The sequence below is a fragment of the Tenacibaculum halocynthiae genome, from assembly GCF_964512825.1.
Lineage (GTDB): Bacteria > Bacteroidota > Bacteroidia > Flavobacteriales > Flavobacteriaceae > Polaribacter > Polaribacter halocynthiae.
The window spans coordinates 198,952-215,702 of sequence record NZ_CAZELG010000033.1 but is presented as its reverse complement, the minus strand read 5'-3'; the positions used below and the strand labels follow the sequence as shown (position 1 = coordinate 215,702).

The 16,751-nt window shown below is 30.5% G+C and carries 16 protein-coding genes and 1 tRNA gene; 8 read left to right on the top strand and 9 right to left on the bottom strand.

The window, feature by feature from the left end; translation table 11 throughout:
• Nucleotides 1-97: 97 nt before the first annotated feature.
• Complete coding sequence (locus ACKTTQ_RS13455; RefSeq protein ID WP_408049484.1) at nucleotides 98-916, bottom strand: DUF6602 domain-containing protein; 819 nt, start codon at nucleotides 914-916, stop codon at nucleotides 98-100.
• 345 nt (nucleotides 917-1,261) lie between these two features.
• Between ACKTTQ_RS13455 and ACKTTQ_RS13450 the strand changes: the two genes are divergently transcribed.
• Entirely contained in the window at nucleotides 1,262-2,524 is a 1,263-nt protein-coding gene (locus ACKTTQ_RS13450) for a Y-family DNA polymerase (protein WP_408049483.1), read from the top strand.
• A complete protein-coding gene (locus ACKTTQ_RS13445; RefSeq protein ID WP_408049482.1) occupies nucleotides 2,524-3,246 on the top strand; it encodes an SOS response-associated peptidase in 723 nt (240 codons plus the stop codon). Before ACKTTQ_RS13450 ends, ACKTTQ_RS13445 begins: the two co-directional genes overlap by 1 nt.
• Nucleotides 3,247-3,361: 115 nt before the next feature.
• Here the strand turns inward: ACKTTQ_RS13445 and ACKTTQ_RS13440 are convergent, their stop codons facing one another.
• The 7 genes from ACKTTQ_RS13440 to ACKTTQ_RS13410 form a co-directional block, all read right to left on the bottom strand.
• Nucleotides 3,362-3,718 carry a hypothetical protein gene (locus ACKTTQ_RS13440; protein WP_408049481.1) on the bottom strand — a complete coding sequence of 119 codons (357 nt, stop codon included), beginning with the start codon at nucleotides 3,716-3,718 and terminating at the stop codon, nucleotides 3,362-3,364.
• A gap of 175 nt (nucleotides 3,719-3,893) precedes the next feature.
• On the bottom strand, nucleotides 3,894-4,697 hold the full coding sequence (locus ACKTTQ_RS13435; protein ID WP_408049480.1) for a phospholipase D-like domain-containing protein: 804 nt from the start codon (nucleotides 4,695-4,697) through the stop codon (nucleotides 3,894-3,896).
• A gap of 456 nt (nucleotides 4,698-5,153) precedes the next feature.
• Nucleotides 5,154-6,305, bottom strand: coding sequence for a site-specific integrase (locus ACKTTQ_RS13430; RefSeq protein WP_408049479.1), 1,152 nt, complete (start codon nucleotides 6,303-6,305; stop codon nucleotides 5,154-5,156).
• A 148-nt stretch (nucleotides 6,306-6,453) separates the two neighbouring features.
• Nucleotides 6,454-6,527: transfer RNA gene (locus ACKTTQ_RS13425), tRNA-Arg, on the bottom strand.
• A gap of 46 nt (nucleotides 6,528-6,573) precedes the next feature.
• A complete protein-coding gene (locus tag ACKTTQ_RS13420; RefSeq protein WP_093870403.1) occupies nucleotides 6,574-6,801 on the bottom strand; it encodes a putative signal transducing protein in 228 nt (75 codons plus the stop codon).
• Between the two features lie 14 nt (nucleotides 6,802-6,815).
• On the bottom strand, nucleotides 6,816-6,968 hold the full coding sequence (locus ACKTTQ_RS13415; protein ID WP_113785518.1) for an SsrA-binding protein: 153 nt from the start codon (nucleotides 6,966-6,968) through the stop codon (nucleotides 6,816-6,818).
• Nucleotides 6,969-7,065: 97 nt separating this feature from the next.
• Nucleotides 7,066-8,400 carry an SPFH domain-containing protein gene (locus ACKTTQ_RS13410; protein WP_113785519.1) on the bottom strand — a complete coding sequence of 445 codons (1,335 nt, stop codon included), beginning with the start codon at nucleotides 8,398-8,400 and terminating at the stop codon, nucleotides 7,066-7,068.
• Between the two features lie 531 nt (nucleotides 8,401-8,931).
• Between ACKTTQ_RS13410 and ACKTTQ_RS13405 the strand changes: the two genes are divergently transcribed.
• Nucleotides 8,932-9,873, top strand: a complete 942-nt coding sequence (locus tag ACKTTQ_RS13405) for a calcium/sodium antiporter (RefSeq protein WP_093870406.1) — start codon at nucleotides 8,932-8,934, stop codon at nucleotides 9,871-9,873.
• Nucleotides 9,874-9,899: 26 nt separating this feature from the next.
• Nucleotides 9,900-10,532 (top strand): LysE family translocator, encoded by a 633-nt coding sequence (locus ACKTTQ_RS13400; protein ID WP_093870407.1) that lies wholly within the window; start codon nucleotides 9,900-9,902, stop codon nucleotides 10,530-10,532.
• Between the two features lie 76 nt (nucleotides 10,533-10,608).
• Here the strand turns inward: ACKTTQ_RS13400 and ACKTTQ_RS13395 are convergent, their stop codons facing one another.
• Nucleotides 10,609-11,619: a glutamine synthetase beta-grasp domain-containing protein gene (locus ACKTTQ_RS13395; RefSeq protein ID WP_093870408.1), complete on the bottom strand. Its 1,011-nt coding sequence runs from the start codon at nucleotides 11,617-11,619 to the stop codon at nucleotides 10,609-10,611.
• A gap of 189 nt (nucleotides 11,620-11,808) precedes the next feature.
• Between ACKTTQ_RS13395 and ACKTTQ_RS13390 the strand changes: the two genes are divergently transcribed.
• The 4 genes from ACKTTQ_RS13390 (at nucleotide 11,809) to ACKTTQ_RS13375 (ending at nucleotide 16,675) form a co-directional block, all read left to right on the top strand.
• Entirely contained in the window at nucleotides 11,809-13,992 is a 2,184-nt protein-coding gene (locus tag ACKTTQ_RS13390; protein WP_093870409.1) for a glutamine synthetase III family protein, read from the top strand.
• A complete protein-coding gene (locus tag ACKTTQ_RS13385) occupies nucleotides 13,992-14,453 on the top strand; it encodes a GNAT family N-acetyltransferase (RefSeq protein WP_408049478.1) in 462 nt (153 codons plus the stop codon). Before ACKTTQ_RS13390 ends, ACKTTQ_RS13385 begins: the two co-directional genes overlap by 1 nt.
• 13 nt (nucleotides 14,454-14,466) lie before the next feature.
• Complete coding sequence (locus ACKTTQ_RS13380; protein ID WP_408049477.1) at nucleotides 14,467-14,967, top strand: GNAT family N-acetyltransferase; 501 nt, start codon at nucleotides 14,467-14,469, stop codon at nucleotides 14,965-14,967.
• Nucleotides 14,968-15,496: 529 nt separating this feature from the next.
• Nucleotides 15,497-16,675, top strand: a complete 1,179-nt coding sequence (locus tag ACKTTQ_RS13375; RefSeq protein WP_408049476.1) for an AIR synthase related protein — start codon at nucleotides 15,497-15,499, stop codon at nucleotides 16,673-16,675.
• Nucleotides 16,676-16,751: the final 76 nt, after the last annotated feature.

Here is a 16,751-nt window from a genome sequence, read left to right as displayed (position 1 = left end):
CCTAATTTAGTAAATAATTACCGACCAAGAAAGTCCGCGAGGACTTTCGTAAGTAAGCAAAAAACCAGCAATAAATTATATACGGTGTTGTACACAGTTATATTGCTGCTAATCTCTTGTTCAATTTTTCAAAAGTAATTCCACCTGAATGTTTAATTTTCAAGTAATGATTTATAATAGGATTCGATATTCTCATTTCAGATTGGGGAAATGCATTTAGTTGAAATAAGAAAGCTGCAATTGTTAACTCTCCAAATTCTAAAATGTAAATACCTTCTCCAAATTCTTTAAAACTTATATAGCTATCCTTTTTACAATTAAAAATTATGCACTTCTGATTTATTACAATAAAATCAAATTGATATTCTCGTTTTATTTTATTTTTCTCATAGAATGCAACTGCTTTTTCAATAAGTAAGCTGTAATCTTTATAGGTTTTATTCGAAAAGATTATTGCAGGTATTTTTTTAGAATTATTTTTATATTTTTCAGTGTATTTATTTCCGAAATCTAATAAACTCGTGTTAACTCGAGTTAATTCCTTTACTGATTTTATTTGAGTAAGTGATCGCTCTATTTCAGATTCTGAATTCAAACTAGGTTTTAGTTCAATAGCAACATCAACCCCATCTGCTAAAATGATTGAAAATTGAGATTCATTAGTTGTTGTATATGGGTGACTTGGATTAAGTATTAAGCAATCTATCGACATACTATTACCTCCATAACTATCCCTTATATTTCCTTTTGCAACTCTGTATGGGAATGGGAAATACTTTTTCAGAAAGATAGTTAGTGCGTTTTCTCTTCTATCAGAAACTTCTTGAGGCGTACCTTTGCCTTCAATACTGGCTTTTTCGAAAAGATGATTTATTTCTTTTCCTTCAAACTTTAATAATTCAATTAGTGTGCTCAATATGCAGTTTTTTTTGGTAATTGTGTACAACTCGTTATATAGAGAACAAAGTTCTCGTTTATTTGGTTATAGTTCCGGATAAAAGGAACTTTAGGTAAATATATAAAGGGTATCTATGGTTACTTTACGGGTATCCATAGTTCTTTATTTTTAGTAAGTATATAGCCTAAAAAATGTAGAGATAACAATATAGTGTTCTAACAATTTTTTATCATTACCAAACGTAAGAAATATAATTGTTTTTCGCAAAGTGAAAATCAATGATTTTTGCTGGTTAAACAATTGAGAAAATACAACTTATTAACAAAAGTGTGTTCAAACATATTTTTGTTTTAATTTTGCAATATGTTTGCATTGGTTGATTGTAATAATTTTTATGCTTCCTGCGAAAGGCTATTTCGTCCAGATTTAAATAATAAACCAATCGTTGTTTTAAGTAACAATGATGGTTGTGTTATTGCACGTTCAAACGAAGCTAAAAAGTTTGGTATTCCAATGGGAGCTGTAGCTTTTAAATACAAGCCAATTTTTAAGCAACACAACATTCATGTGTTTAGTTCTAATTATCCGCTATATGCTGATATGAGTGAACGTGTAATGAATATACTACAACAATACACTCCTGATATTGAAATTTACTCTATTGATGAATCTTTTTTAAAGTTTGATGGCTTTGAAAAGCATTTTAATATTAGAGAGCATTGTTTAGAAATGAAAGATTGTGTAGGAAAATGGACCAGTATTCCTATTTCAATAGGTGTTGCACCAACCAAAGCATTAAGTAAAGTAGCAAATAGAGTTGCTAAAAAGTTTCCTACACAAACAAAAGGAGTTCACATTATAGATTCTGAAGAAAAACGAATTAAAGCACTTAAATGGTTAGCTATTGAAGATGTTTGGGGGATTGGAAGGCAATATGCTAAAAAGCTTCGTGCTTTGAATGTGAATACGGGGTATGATTTTACTCAATTACATCCTGATTGGGTGAAGAAAAATATGAGTATTGTAGGTATGAGGCTTCAAAGAGATTTGAGTGGTTTGCAAACATTGGAATTAGATGAAGAGGTAAAAGATAAAAAGAACATTGCTACTACACGTTCTTTTGCTAGTGATTTAATGAAGTTTGATGATATTAGAGAACGAGTTTCAACATTTGCTGTAGAGTGTGCTAAAAAGTTACGTAAGCAAGGTTCGTATTGTGGGTATGTAATTGTTTTTATTTCTACCAATAGGCATAAACAGGATGCGCAACAATATTCAAAGAGTACAGTAATTACGCTTCCGTATGCTTCAAATATTAATAATGATTTAAATACCTACGCTATTTTAGGATTAAAACGTATATTTAAAGAAGGTTATAAGTATAAAAGGGCAGGAGTGATTGTTGGAAATATTACACCAATGACTTCTCAGCAATTAACAATATTTGGTAATGAAGGGTATAAAATGCAACCGTTAATGAGTGCCATTGATAAGATGAATACCAAATATCATAAAGATGTTATAAAAATGGCAACTCAAAATCCAAACCGTACCTGGATCATGAGGCAGGGGAAGTTATCACCCAATTATACTACACGATTGAAAGATATAATTTCTGTAAAATAATGTGTTATCATATTTCAAATACTAAAAAAGTGCCTAGAAAATTAGAAGATAGATTCAATGCTACTTTTGAATATCCTGAAGCGTATGAGTCATACTATCATTTTAATGGTTGGGAAACAAAAAACTTATACATCATTCGTCAAGAAGATCCTGAAACAATAGATTTTGCTTCCTGGGGTTTATTACCTTCTTATTACGATTTATCAAAGCGTTCAGAGTTTTTACGAAAAACAAATACGCTAAATGCAACACGAGAACGTTTATTTGAAAGTCAATTGTATAGTCAGTTTATAAATTGGCAACGTTGTTTAATAATTGCAGACGGATTATATGAGCCACATAAAGATCCAGGAGTAAAAGGATCTATTCCTTATTATTTTCAAATGGAAAATCATCAGTTATTTGCATTTGCTGGAGTATATAGTGTAATTGATGATGGTATTAATCCGTTATATTCAGCAAGTTTAATAACTACGGAAGCCAATCCGTTGTTTAAAAAAATTCATAATTCACCAAACTCAAAAGGGAGCTATCGTATGCCATTAATACTTGATCAATCCGATGAATATGAATGGCTTCATTGTGATGATAATCAAGATACGATTAAAACCCTATTACATACGTTCACTAAAAATGAAATTGAAGCTTTTTCAGTTTCTCAAGATATTTTCAAAAGAGTTGATAGTAATAGAAGTGATATTTTACAGCCTGTTAGTTATTAGGTGTATTATAAATTATATTTGAACGGCTTTGGCTAAGCTGCGTTTTAATGCAGTTTAGGTGTTGTTGTAAGTAGTTCTATATTTTATATTTTTTCAATTAATTTCTAATATTTGTTCAGCACTTTACTTTTTTATACAGGTCAATTTCGGAATTATGAGCGTTTATATTAGAAATTTTAATCTCGTAGCAATCTCCAACTTTAACATTCATATTATATATTTCTACTGATTGGTTATATTTAGTTTCTTTAAAAACATAATAATATAAGGCTACATTTTTTCGAGAAGTCCCTCCTTTTTTAACATTTAGTTTGACTTCAGTTATTTTTGCACTTGATATTGAATAATCACTGTAAAGCTCCTTCTTTCTTTTATCAGCAAAATAGAAAATAACAGAAAATAAAACTATAATCAGTATTCCTCCAATTAAGATACTTTTCTTTCCGTCAGATAATTTATTATAAAATTCCATTTAGTGTACTTTTTCAATTCTAATTTTAAGTGCTACAGAGTAACGGTTTCGGCTATGAGTAGTTGCGTGGGTTAGCACTTAACTTAGCAAGTACACACCAAACTGATAATCCGCGAGGATTTTCAGAAGTAGGCGAGAACAAGCAATTACTTATAGCCATTGTTGTACCCAGTTTTTATTTTTTTAGTTTCATAAATTCAGTCGCATATCTTTCTGCAAGTTCTCGACTTGTCTCAATAGAAATTGTCTCTTTGTTGTAATTCGCTTTGTTAGTCCAATTGTATGAACCGTGAATCACAGTTTTTAAATCAATTATGCAGAATTTGTTATGCATAATGTTTTCATACATCCCCATTTTTTTAAATCTTTTTGTTTCAAAATGTTCTTCATAATTGAAACCCCACTTTCGATTAATCTCATCATCAAGGACAATCACTTGAACATTTATTCCTTGATTTTTCTTTTCAATTAATTTGTCAAAAAGTGGTTTGTTAGTGAACCAAGCAACAGTTACCCAAATTGTATACTTTGCCTGGTCTAAAGCGTCTAAAATTTGCTGTTGAATTTCCTCAAAATGAACTTCAACTTCGATTTCATCAGGAAGTTCCTCTCCAACAATAACATAAGTTCCTGAAGAGTTGTCTAACTTGTAGTTGTCGTGTTTTATTATTCCATTAATTTTTCCAACTGCCGAATCTATATCGGGATTTTCAACTTCTGAATAAAACCTTTCGTCAGCGAAAGTCAACAGTAAGCTTGAAAGTGCTTTTGTTCCATTAAATTCCGTTAACTTGTCAATTACATACTGATTTCGGCTTGCATTATTCGGAAGTCCACCATCTTTCCATTTATAAACATCTCTTGCTCCAAAAGAATTGAAAAATTCCACCAATTTTGGACCAGATTTATACTGTGTCAATGGGTCGTCTCCAGAGATAATTGTTCTTATGGCATTTATACTATGTTCTGATAGTTTCATTGTTGGTTCTTAAATTGGGTACAACTCGTTATATAGATAACAAAGTTCTCGTTTATTGGATTATAGCTCCGGATAAAAGGAACTTTAGGTAAATATATATAAAGAGTTTAAGGTTACTTTATGGGTATCCATAGTTCTTTGTTTTTAGTACGTATACAGCCTAAAAAATGTAGATATAGCAATTGAGTATTCTAACAATTTTTTGTGTTTCAAATTTATAAAATAATTAGTTAATCTTCCTAAAAAAAACAGCTAAAAGGGGGCAATTTGCTTACTGAGTACAAAATCCCCGCACCCCATAGTACAAATTTCAAGGTTAAATTTGTACTGTTCTCATGTTTTGTATCGGTGTTAGTTTATTGATTTTCAGTGTTATTTATTGTGTTTTTCTTATTGGAGAACAAAGGGAACAGTTTTTTCAGAAATAATAAAGCTATTATGTGAAAGTTTTACAAATTAACTACCTAAATTAATAATGTTGTCCATTTTGTTGATTTCTTCATTTAATATTGAATCAACTATGTGAACATAAATCATTGTTTCTCGAATATTAGAATGGCCTAAGTTTTTTTGTAGGTTTTCAATTCTTCCTCCAGAAATCAGGTAATTAGTAGCAAAAGTATGTCTAGCAACATGAAAAGTTAGGTGTTTTTTAATGTTGCAAGCTTTAGCTATGCATTTTAATTCTCTATTAATATGTTCATTGGTGTATTTTCCATTAAATACATTTTTATAGTTGATGAATTTTTTAGCGGACTGATTTAATTTGATTTTTTGAAACTTTCCAGTTTTTTCAGATTTGAAAGCTATGAAGTCACCAATGATATTGTCAATAGTTGCGTTTTGAATATCTGAAATTCTTAATCCAGTAAAGCATGAAAATAAAAATCTATCTAAAATATTTTTACATGATTCTGAAATAAATTTAGATTCTCTGTATTCGTAAAGGGTTTTTATTTCGTCCTTATTTAAAAAGGTTCTGTCTCCTTTAAAAGATTTTACAGTAATGTCTTCATAGCTAAGAGCAGTTTTAATTCCTTTTTTATTTGCAATGTGTAAGTATTTTTTAAAATTCTTTAATGTGGTTTGTATAGTTGTGTCTTTATTTTTTAAAACTTTTTTGCAGTAAACTATAAGTTCAGTAATTAAATCTTCATTTATATCATTGAATAAAATCTCCTGTTTAAACTTTTTAAGTTTTGTTAATGTTGAAAATTGCTGTCTATAGGTACCAGGTTTTAAAATATGCTTTTGCTTTTCTATTTCTTTTTCGCAAAATTTTATAAAGTCAACTTTCGAAGTAGGGTTTGTTAAATCTTCAATTAGTCTTTCAAAGGTTAAGTAGGTTTCAGATAAACGATAGCTTACTGCTATTTTATTAATATCTGCTTTCTTTTTATTTATGTATAAGTTGTAATCTTTTACAGTTTGAGATGTTCCTTTTACTAGTTGTTTACGCTCATCAAACATTTTTGGTTGTACAAAAATGTCTAAAGGAATCTTTTTTCTTTTGCCGTCTAGGAAGAGTTGTATGTATAAAGCGCACGTTCCGTCTTTTCTAACGTAGTCCTTTTTCATGGCTATTCTATATCTGAGTGTCCCACTCATTTTTATTGGGGAATTTAATGGGGAATTTTGGGGATAGAATAACGCTTGCATAGGTCTTTTTTAAAAGTAGAATTTGTTGTAAAAAGTTAAAAGCGAAGATCTTACACGTTTTATAGTGTAATTTCTTCGCTTTAATTTTTGTTATTTGTGACCTCGACAGGATTCAAACCTGTAACCTCTTGAGCCGTAATCAAGTGCGCTATTCAGTTGCGCCACGAGGCCGTCGTTTTGCGGGTGCAAATATACAATTCTTTTACAGTTCTAAAAATTATTTTTCAATTTCTTTTCGAAAATTTTCAATAATTTTTTTAGATGCCTCAATATCAGTATTAAAAATGTGAAGCTCAACAACATCTCCTGTAGCTCCAAAACCTGCTAATCTTCCAGATTCTCGTTCGTTTTTAATAATTGAGGGTATTTTATTGTCTTCTAATAATTGAGCAAGTCTATTCACTAAGATTGCTGATCCGGTAAAAATAGAAATATGTTCTTTCATAACTTAAGGTGTATTTAGTTTAACGAATTTATTGTAACGTAAGCTCTCCATCCAATAATAGCTAATTGTAATTTTGAAGCCTTTGTAATGTCTAGCTCTTTTTTGGTAAAAGAAGGTAAGATAATTTTGTTAAGCTTGGCTAGTTGTTTAAATAATTGTTTTTTCATTAGTTAGTTGATTTCATATCAAAAATAATGAAAATATAATTGTAAATAAACAGGACGATCTAATTCGTCCTGTTGGTATTTGATTCCTTTTCTTTTTTTATTTCTTTTCCATCATTTTCTTAGCTAGCTCAGCGCCAATTAATGATTGTAGCAAATTCCCACTGTTTCCGTCTTTACTTCCTTCAATATATGTAGAAGGTAATTTTAAATCTTTTATCTCTTTAGCAACTCCCACTGCAGTTTTATATTCCCATTCAGCTCGTTCCTGAGGAGTTAAACCCGCACTTACTAGTTTTGCATTTTCATAGTATTGCGCATCGGCAGCTACTTTTTTACTTTTAGCTTTGAATTGTTCAACTTCATATTGTTTCTTTTCTTTTATTAAGTTGAATCCAGCTACTTTAGCTTGAGTTTCAGCTTCGATGGTTTGTTGAATTTGAATTTTTTCTAATCTAGCTCTTTCTTTAGCTTTCTCAGACTCTCCTTTAGCAACTTCTTTTTTAGCTCTATAGTATTCACGCTCTGCTTGTTGTTTTTCAAGTTGAGTTTGTGCTACCTCATTTTTTTGTAAATCTAAACGCTCGTCAAAAGATTCTTCCCAGTCAATACCTGTTACTTGTGCTTGGTAAATTTTTAAACCATATTGTTTTAAGGTGTTAGAATTGTCTCTGGCAATACTACCATCTGAGTTTCTTTTGATTCTAAACTTTTTTTGTTTACTTGATTTTCCTACATTAATCTTTCTGATAGTAGTTGTATCTCCAACAATTTCATTCGTGTTTTCAGATTCATAGTATTGTTCTACTTGGTACATTCCATTTTCTAATTGATCCCTAAAATATCTATCGAAGTCTGAAGCCTGACCTGAAATGTAATCTTGAGCATCCATTAGTTTGCAGGTGTTTTTTATAGCAGCATCAATGTTTGGTAAAACTCTACCGTAAATTAATTTTGATTCGCTTCTGTTTCTGTCTGCCATGTTTAAAAAGACTTTTTCGTCGTTGATATTGACACCTACAATAACTGAAGTGCTAATTTCTGCTTTAATTGCATCGCTGAATTCCCACTTTTGAGCCTTCCTGTTGTATATACCTTGGCTACTTTTTGGTAGTTCTACATCATCTTTTAAAATAACATCTTTTATAGATGTTTCATAAGATAGTGGTATGATTCTACCCCACCATTTTAATTTTAATCCTTGTGTGGTAATCATTTTATCACCACCAGAAACAAATTGTACTGCATAGGCTGTACCAGCTTCTGCGTAAAAGAACATTCCAGTTATAATACTCAATAAGATTCCGAGTAATGTAAATTGGATACTTCTGTTGGTGGTGAACCAATTTAAGAAGCCGTCTTTTTTAATAATTGATTTTAAAATAAGGGTGAGTAACCCAATAATAATTAATAATATTCCTAAAAATGTTAGCATAATAATAGTGTGTTTAATAGTTAATTAAAATAAGTACTGAATAAGTTGAATTATAAAATTTACTGCTGAGACAATTAAATTTAAAGCAATAGTTATCATTTGTTTTTTTAGTGGTTTTAGTTAATAAAAGTTGATTAATTCCAGAATTGTTTTCTCAATATATGAGAAAGAGAATCACATCACCAAAAGTTTCAATACGATTTAATCAATTTGAATTTATAATTAAAGTTAAAAAATAATATTAAGTTTTAATATGTAGTCTAATATTCTACAGAGTAGTTTGTTTTGTTAATATTAATGTATGTTTATTGTTTTAATGTGTAATTAAATAAAGGGCGTTTTTTGTGTGTTTTAAAAAAGTAAAGGAAAATGTGTTGTTAAAGAGAGGTGAAATGGTGGTTTTGATTTTTGTGATTTGAAATAAAACTTTTTTTATTGAGAATTAGAAAGATAAAAAAAGAAGCTTTTAAGCATGTAATATCTGTTCGTAATTTAGATGTCAAAACCCTATCTTCGCACAAAAAATAATTTATGAGTATTCTATATATTGTTATTGGATTAGTTTTATTAGTTCTTGGTGGGAACTGGTTGCTAAAAGCTGCAGTTGGCTTATCGCTAAAATTGAATATACCTAAAATTGTTATTGGTATGACGGTTGTTTCTTTTGCAACATCAGCACCAGAATTGATAGTAAGTATTAAATCTGCATTAGATGGAGCTACAGGTTTAGCAGTTGGTAATGTAATAGGTTCAAATATTGCAAATATTGCGTTAGTGTTGGCAATAACAATAATTTTATCGCCTATAGATGTTCAGAAGAGTTTTTATAAAACAGATTGGCCAGTAATGATGTTTGCTTCATTGTTGCTATATGTTTTTATTGTTAATGATAAAACAATTCAAACATATGAAGGAGTGATTTTATTTATTACCTTAATAGCGTTTTTGGTGTACCTTTTACGTTTTCAAAAGCAAGCTGTAGTTGATGAAATGCCTGAGGATGATGAAGAATTACCGCTATTTAAAGTAGTACTTTTTTTAGCTTTAGGTGGATTAGGTTTATGGGGAGGATCAGAGTTATTAATTGATGGAGCAAAAACGTTGGCAAAAGGATTAGGGGTAAGTGATGCTGTAATTGGTGTAACGGTGGTTTCTGTAGGAACAAGTATTCCTGAATTAGCAGCTTCTGTTATTGCAGTTATGAAGAAAGAAAAGGCAATTTCTTTAGGGAATTTAATAGGATCGAATGTGTTTAATATTTTGGCAGTGTTAGGAATAACAGCAATGATTACTCCTGTAGAGGTTAAGCCAGATTCATTAAGTTTGATTACTAAGGATATTTATTGGATGTTAGCTATTTCATTTGCGGTGCTTCCGTTAGTTTTTATTCCTAAAGGTATGAGGTTAGGATGGAGAGATGGAGTGTTGTTGCTAATTACTTATGTTGTGTTTGTGTATTTAGCAATTTCGTAAATTGTAATAGTTGAAGAAGTGATGTAATGAATGGAATAGAGAACTATATAGGTTTTATTGTTGCAGGGCTTTTAATGAATATAACTCCAGGGGCAGATACTGTTTATATAATTACCAGGAGCGTTGCTCAAGGAAAAAAAGCAGGTATTTATTCTGTTTTAGGAATTGGAAGCGGAGCTGTAATTCATGTTGTATTTGCTGCTTTGGGATTATCAGTAATATTAGCAAAATCAGTAATTGCTTTTACAGTTATTAAGTGGGCTGGGGCGGTTTATTTGATTTTTTTAGGTGTAAAAACCCTTTTAGATAAGTCAGGATTATTTGATAATCAAAAGGTAGATTTTGAGAAGGTAGATTTATTGAAAATATATAAACAAGGCTTTTTAACGAATTTATTAAATCCAAAAATTGCAATATTCTTTTTGTCCTTATTACCTCAGTTCATAAAAGCAGAACATACAAATAATGTACTACCTTTTTTAATTTTAGGATGCACCTTTTTATTAACAGGAACCATTTGGTGTCTTTTCTTAGTGCATGCTGCTTCTTTTATGACAAACAGGTTAAGAAGTAATCAAAAGATAGGTAAGGTAATGAAAAAAATAAGTGGATATGTATTTATTGGTTTAGGGCTTCAGTTGTTAATGAAGAAAAATTAATAAAGTTTCATAATACTATAAAAATAAAACACCTCGCAATTTGCGAGGTGTTTTATTTTTATAGATAAAATCTAATTTAGATTTTTGCACTTTTAACAGTTTTAATAATTCTTCCAGCAATTTTATAAGGATCACCATTAGAAGCAGGTCTTCTGTCTTCTAACCATCCTTTCCATCCTTTTTCAACAGTAATAATAGGAATACGGATAGAAGCTCCACGATCAGATACACCGTAGCTAAAGTCAGATACGTGAGCAGTTTCATGTAAACCAGTTAAACGCTCATCATTATTAGCACCATATACATCAATGTGCTCTTCAGTAACAGGCCTGAATGCTTCACAAATAGCTTCGTAAGTTTCTTTAGAACCACAAGTTCTTAATGTAGTGTTTGAAAAGTTAGCATGCATACCAGAACCATTCCAATCACCTTTTACTGGTTTAGGGTGGTATTCAATGTAATAACCATATTTTTCAGTTAATCTATCTAATAAATATCTAGCTACCCAAATTTCATCACCAGCTTTTTTTGCACCTTTAGCAAATAATTGGAATTCCCATTGTCCAGGAGCTACCTCTTGATTAATTCCTTCAAAGTTTAATCCAGCGTCAATACATAAATCAGCATGTTCTTCAACAACATCTCTACCCCAAGTGTATCTTCCTCCTACAGAACAATAGTATTTTCCTTGAGGACCAGGGAAACCTCCACGTGGGAAACCTAAAGGTAAATCTGTTTTAGAATCCATTAAAAAGTACTCTTGTTCAAATCCGAACCAAAAATCAGAGTCGTCATCATCAATCGTAGCACGTGCATTAGATTCGTGTGGAGTACCATCAGCATTTAAAACTTCAGCCATAACTAAGAAACCGTTTCTTCTAACAGGATCTGGGTAAATTGCTACAGGCTTTAATAAGCAGTCAGAAGCTCCACCAGACGCTTGTTCTGTTGAACTTCCATCAAAAGACCATACTGGACAGTCTTCTAATTTACCACTAAAATTATCTTCAACCTTAGTTTTGCTTCGCATATTTTGGGTTGGCTTATGACCATCTAACCATATATACTCTAATTTAGATTTACTCATGATTTTTAATTTTGATATTACTGTTGTATTGTTTTACGATGCAAAAATGAATATTTTTTTAATTACCCCCAAATTTTACAGGGGTAAATTTTAAAAATTAACTATAATTTAATTTTACCCCTATTTTTTTAGGGGTTTGTTTGTTTTTAAATTAGTATTTTTGAAAAGTATTAAAAAAGGATAATATATATGTCGGCTATTCGGTTTAATGCGTTAAAGGAAACGCTTAATAGAGGTTCAGTTATTGTTAAGGAAAAAAGTAAACGTTCTGAGCTATTTGGTAAGAATGTGTTTAATGAGCAAGCAATGCGTCAATATATGACGAAAGAAGCTTATCAAAGTGTAATGGATGCAATTGAGTACGGAACTAAAATAGATAGAAAAAAGGCAGATCAAATTGCAGTTAGCATGAAAGATTGGGCGCTTTCTAAAGGTGCTACTCATTATACACATTGGTTTCAACCTTTAACAGGAGCAACAGCTGAAAAACATGATGCTTTTTTTGAAACAATAGAAGGAGGAGGAGCTATGGAACGTTTTGATGGAGGTCAACTAGTACAACAAGAGCCAGATGCATCATCGTTTCCTAATGGAGGAATTAGAAATACTTTTGAAGCTAGAGGGTATACAGCTTGGGATCCAACATCTCCAGCTTTTATTTACGGAACAACATTATGTATTCCAACAGTATTTGTAGCTTATACAGGTGAGGCTTTAGATAATAAAGCTCCTTTATTAAGAGCGTTACAAGCTGTTGACGAATCTGCAACTGCAGTTTGTAAATTTTTTGATAAAAATGTAACTAAGGTAAATGCAACATTAGGTTGGGAACAAGAATATTTTTTAATAGATAAAGCTTTAGCAGCATCTAGGCCTGATATAATGATGACTGGGAGAACTTTGTTAGGGCACTCTTCAGCAAAAGGGCAACAATTAGATGATCATTATTTTGGATCGATCCCTAGTAGAGTAATGAATTTTATGCGTGACTTGGAACAAGAATCTATGTTACTTGGTGTTCCTGTTAAAACAAGACATAATGAAGTTGCTCCTAATCAGTTTGAGTTAGCACCTATTTTTGAAGAAGCAAATTTAGCGGTAGATCATAATTCATTATTAATGGATGTGATGGAAAAAGTATCTCACCGACATCATTTTAAAGTGTTGTTTCATGAAAAGCCATTTGCAGGTATTAATGGATCTGGAAAACATAATAACTGGAGCTTGTCTACCAATACAGGTGTAAATCTTTTAAGTCCTGGGAAAACTCCCATGAAAAATCTACAATTCTTAACTTTCTTTGTAAATACGATAAAAGCAGTTCATGATTATGAAGATTTAATAAGAGCTTCTATTGCAAGTGCAAGTAACGATCACCGTTTAGGTGCAAATGAAGCACCGCCAGCTATTATCTCTGTATTTATTGGTTCTCAGTTGTCAGAAGTCTTAGATGAGTTAGAGAATGTAACGAAAGGGAAATTATCGCCTCAAGAAAAAACAGATTTAAAATTGAATATAGTAGGTAAAATACCTGAAATATTATTAGACAATACTGATAGAAATAGAACATCACCATTTGCTTTTACTGGAAATAAATTTGAGTTAAGAGCTGTAGGGTCGTGGTCAAATTGTGCAGGACCAATGACAGTTTTGAATACGATTATAGCAAAGCAGCTTAAAGATTTTAAAACTGAAGTAGATAGTTTGGTAGATGCTAAAAAATTAAAGAAAGATGAAGCTGTGTTTAATGTGTTACGAGAATATATAAAGGCATCAAAAAAAATACGTTTTGAAGGTGATGGGTATGGTGACGCTTGGGAAAAAGAAGCAAAGAAACGAGGATTGAGTAACAACAAAACAACACCAGAAGCTTTAAAAGCAAAGATTTCAAAAAAAGCAATTGCTCTTTTTGAAGAAATGAGAGTAATGAATAAAGTAGAGGTTGAAGCACGACATGAAATTGAACTTGAAGAATATGTAAAGCGAATACAAATAGAAAGTAGAGTTTTAGCTGACGTAGCAAGAAACCATGTAATACCTACGGCAATTCAATATCAAAATACATTGATAGAGAATGTAAAAGGGTTGAAAGAAATATTTGGAGAAAGTTTCGAGAAATATGCAAAAGAACAAATAGAATTAATAAAAAAAATATCAAACCATATTGCTGAAATTAATTCTAAAATAGAAAAAATGACAGATGAAAGAAAAGAAGTAAATAAATTAAAGGGACAAAAGAATGCTGATGCTTACTGTAATAAAATTAAACCATATTTCGAAGAAATCAGGTATCATGCAGATAAATTAGAATTATTAGTAGATGATAATTTATGGCCACTAACTAAATATAGAGAATTATTGTTTACAAGATAATGAACAGCCTAACAGTATATAAAAGAACCAATTCTGATAACAACCATTTTCTTTATTTAGTAAAGGAATTGGATGATTATTTAACTGGAATTAATGGAGAAGATGACTCTTTTTTTAGGCAATTTAATAGTATGGATAAATTACAAAATGTAATTGTTGCTTATTTTAATGAAATTCCTATTGCTTGTGGAGCATTTAAAATGCATAATAAAACTACAATTGAGGTTAAACGAATGTATGTTAAACATGAATGTAGAGGTAAGGGGATTGCAACTGGCATTTTAAATGAATTAGAAACTTGGGGAAAAGAGTTGGGATATAAAGCTGCAATTCTAGAAACTAGTAATATTATGAATGATGCATTAACTCTATATATAAAAAATGGATATATAGTAGTGCCTAATTATGGTCAATATAAAGATGTTGAAAGTAGTGTATGTTTTGAAAAAGAGCTGAGCTAAAAATTATAGATTAATGAGCAATGCTGTTTATGTTACAATTTTTTTAAAAGAACATTGGAAGAAAGTATCGGATATTTATAAAGAAGGAATTGAAACTAAAAATGCTACTTTTAGAACTAAAGTTCCTGATTGGGAAGAGTGGAATGATCTGCATTATGAGCATTCCCGATTTGTAGCTGTAGAAAATAAAAGAATTATTGGTTGGTGTGCTATAGCTCCAGTTTCTAATAGGTATGAATATAGAGGTGTTGCTGAGGTTAGTGTTTATGTTAAATTGGATGCAGTTGGTAAAAAAGTTGGAAGTTTATTAATGAATACTTTGATAAAATCAGCAAATAAAGAAGGTATTTGGACTTTGTATTCTAGTTTATTTCCTGAAAATATAGCTAGTATAAAACTACATGAGAAAAATGATTTTAGATTAATTGGTTTTCGTGAGAAAATTGCTCAATTAGATGGTGTCTGGAGAGATACTGTTTTGTATGAACGAAGAAAAAAAAGTAAGGAAAACTAAAAAAGGTCCCCTACTACAAGAACCTTTTAGTAATTTATATCATAATAAAACCTACTACACTTTTTATTATAACAATAATTAAAGCTAAGTTAGTAAATATCAGTGTTATAAAAAATAGGGAAAAGCCCTGAATATAATTTAGGGATAACCATTAGGTGAATACTCAATTACCCTGAGTTGATATATTTAAAATGTTTTTTTAGTCCTTTAAGTATGGGCTGGGTAAAAAAAGAAAAGAAGTAGTCCCCCAGGAATTCTTCTTTTCTTAAATGCTAAATATCTATTTATAATTTAAATTACATTATAAATATAGTTTAATAAGCAAGTTTAATTTTAAGAATTAGTTGAAATGTAAGTTTTTGTAGGTGAGTGGCGATTTTAACTTTTATAATTTGTTATTAAATGAAAAACTTATTTCTTTTTTAAACTATGCATGTTGTTTTTTACGATAAATATTAAAATAGTATTTACTTTGATATTTACCTGTTTTTAAAGTAATTTCGCACCCACAACACAACAATATATTACCATGAGTCAAGAAGTTTCTAAAAGATACGCACAGCGAGGAGTTTCAGCGTCTAAAGAAGATGTTCATAATGCTATTAAAAATATAGACAAAGGATTATTTCCAAAGGCGTTTTGTAAAATAGTGCCAGATTATTTAACGAATGATGATGATTATTGTTTAATAATGCATGCTGATGGTGCAGGAACTAAAAGTTCATTAGCCTATATGTATTGGAAAGAAACTGGTGATATTTCTGTATGGAAAGGAATTGCTCAAGATGCACTTATTATGAATATTGATGATTTGTTATGCATTGGTGCTACTGATAATATAATGTTGTCTTCAACCATCGGACGTAATAAAAACTTAATTCCAGGCGAGGTAATTTCTGCAATTATAAATGGTACAGAAGAATTAATTTCTGAATTAAAAAAGTTTGGTGTAACAATACATTCTACTGGAGGGGAAACCGCTGATGTAGGTGATTTAGTACGTACTATTATTGTTGATTCTACTGTAACAGCTCGTATGAAAAGAGAAGATGTTATTGATAATGCTAATATTAAAGCTGGAGACGTAATAGTTGGTTTAGAGTCTTTTGGACAAGCAACTTATGAAAAAGAGTATAATGGAGGTATGGGAAGTAATGGTTTAACTTCTGCTCGTCATGATGTTTTTCATAAATATTTAGCAGAAAAATTCCCTGAAAGTTTTGATGCTTCAGTTCCTGCTGATTTAGTGTATTCTGGAAATACTAAACTAACTGATAAAGTTGAGAATTCTCCAATTGATGCAGGTAAATTAGTACTATCTCCAACTAGAACTTATGCTCCAATCATTAAAGAAATAGTTTCAAAATACAAATCAGATACTATTCATGGAATGGTTCATTGTTCAGGAGGAGCACAGACAAAAATTTTACATTTTTTAGATAAAAATCATATTGTAAAAGACAATATGTTTCCAATACCACCATTATTTAAACTAATACAAGAACAATCTAAAACTGATTGGAAAGAGATGTATCAAGTATTTAATTGTGGACACAGAATGGAGTTATATGTATCTCCTGAAATAGCAGAAGATATTATAGCTATTTCTAAATCGTTTAATGTAAATGCGCAAATTATAGGTAGAGTAGAGGCCTCTGAAACCAAAAAATTAACTATTAAAAGTGAGTATGGTACTTTTGAGTACTAGTAAAAATTTATAAATGATTAAAAAAGAGCCTTGTAATAATAATTATATGAGGCTCTTTTTTATTATTCAGTCCTTT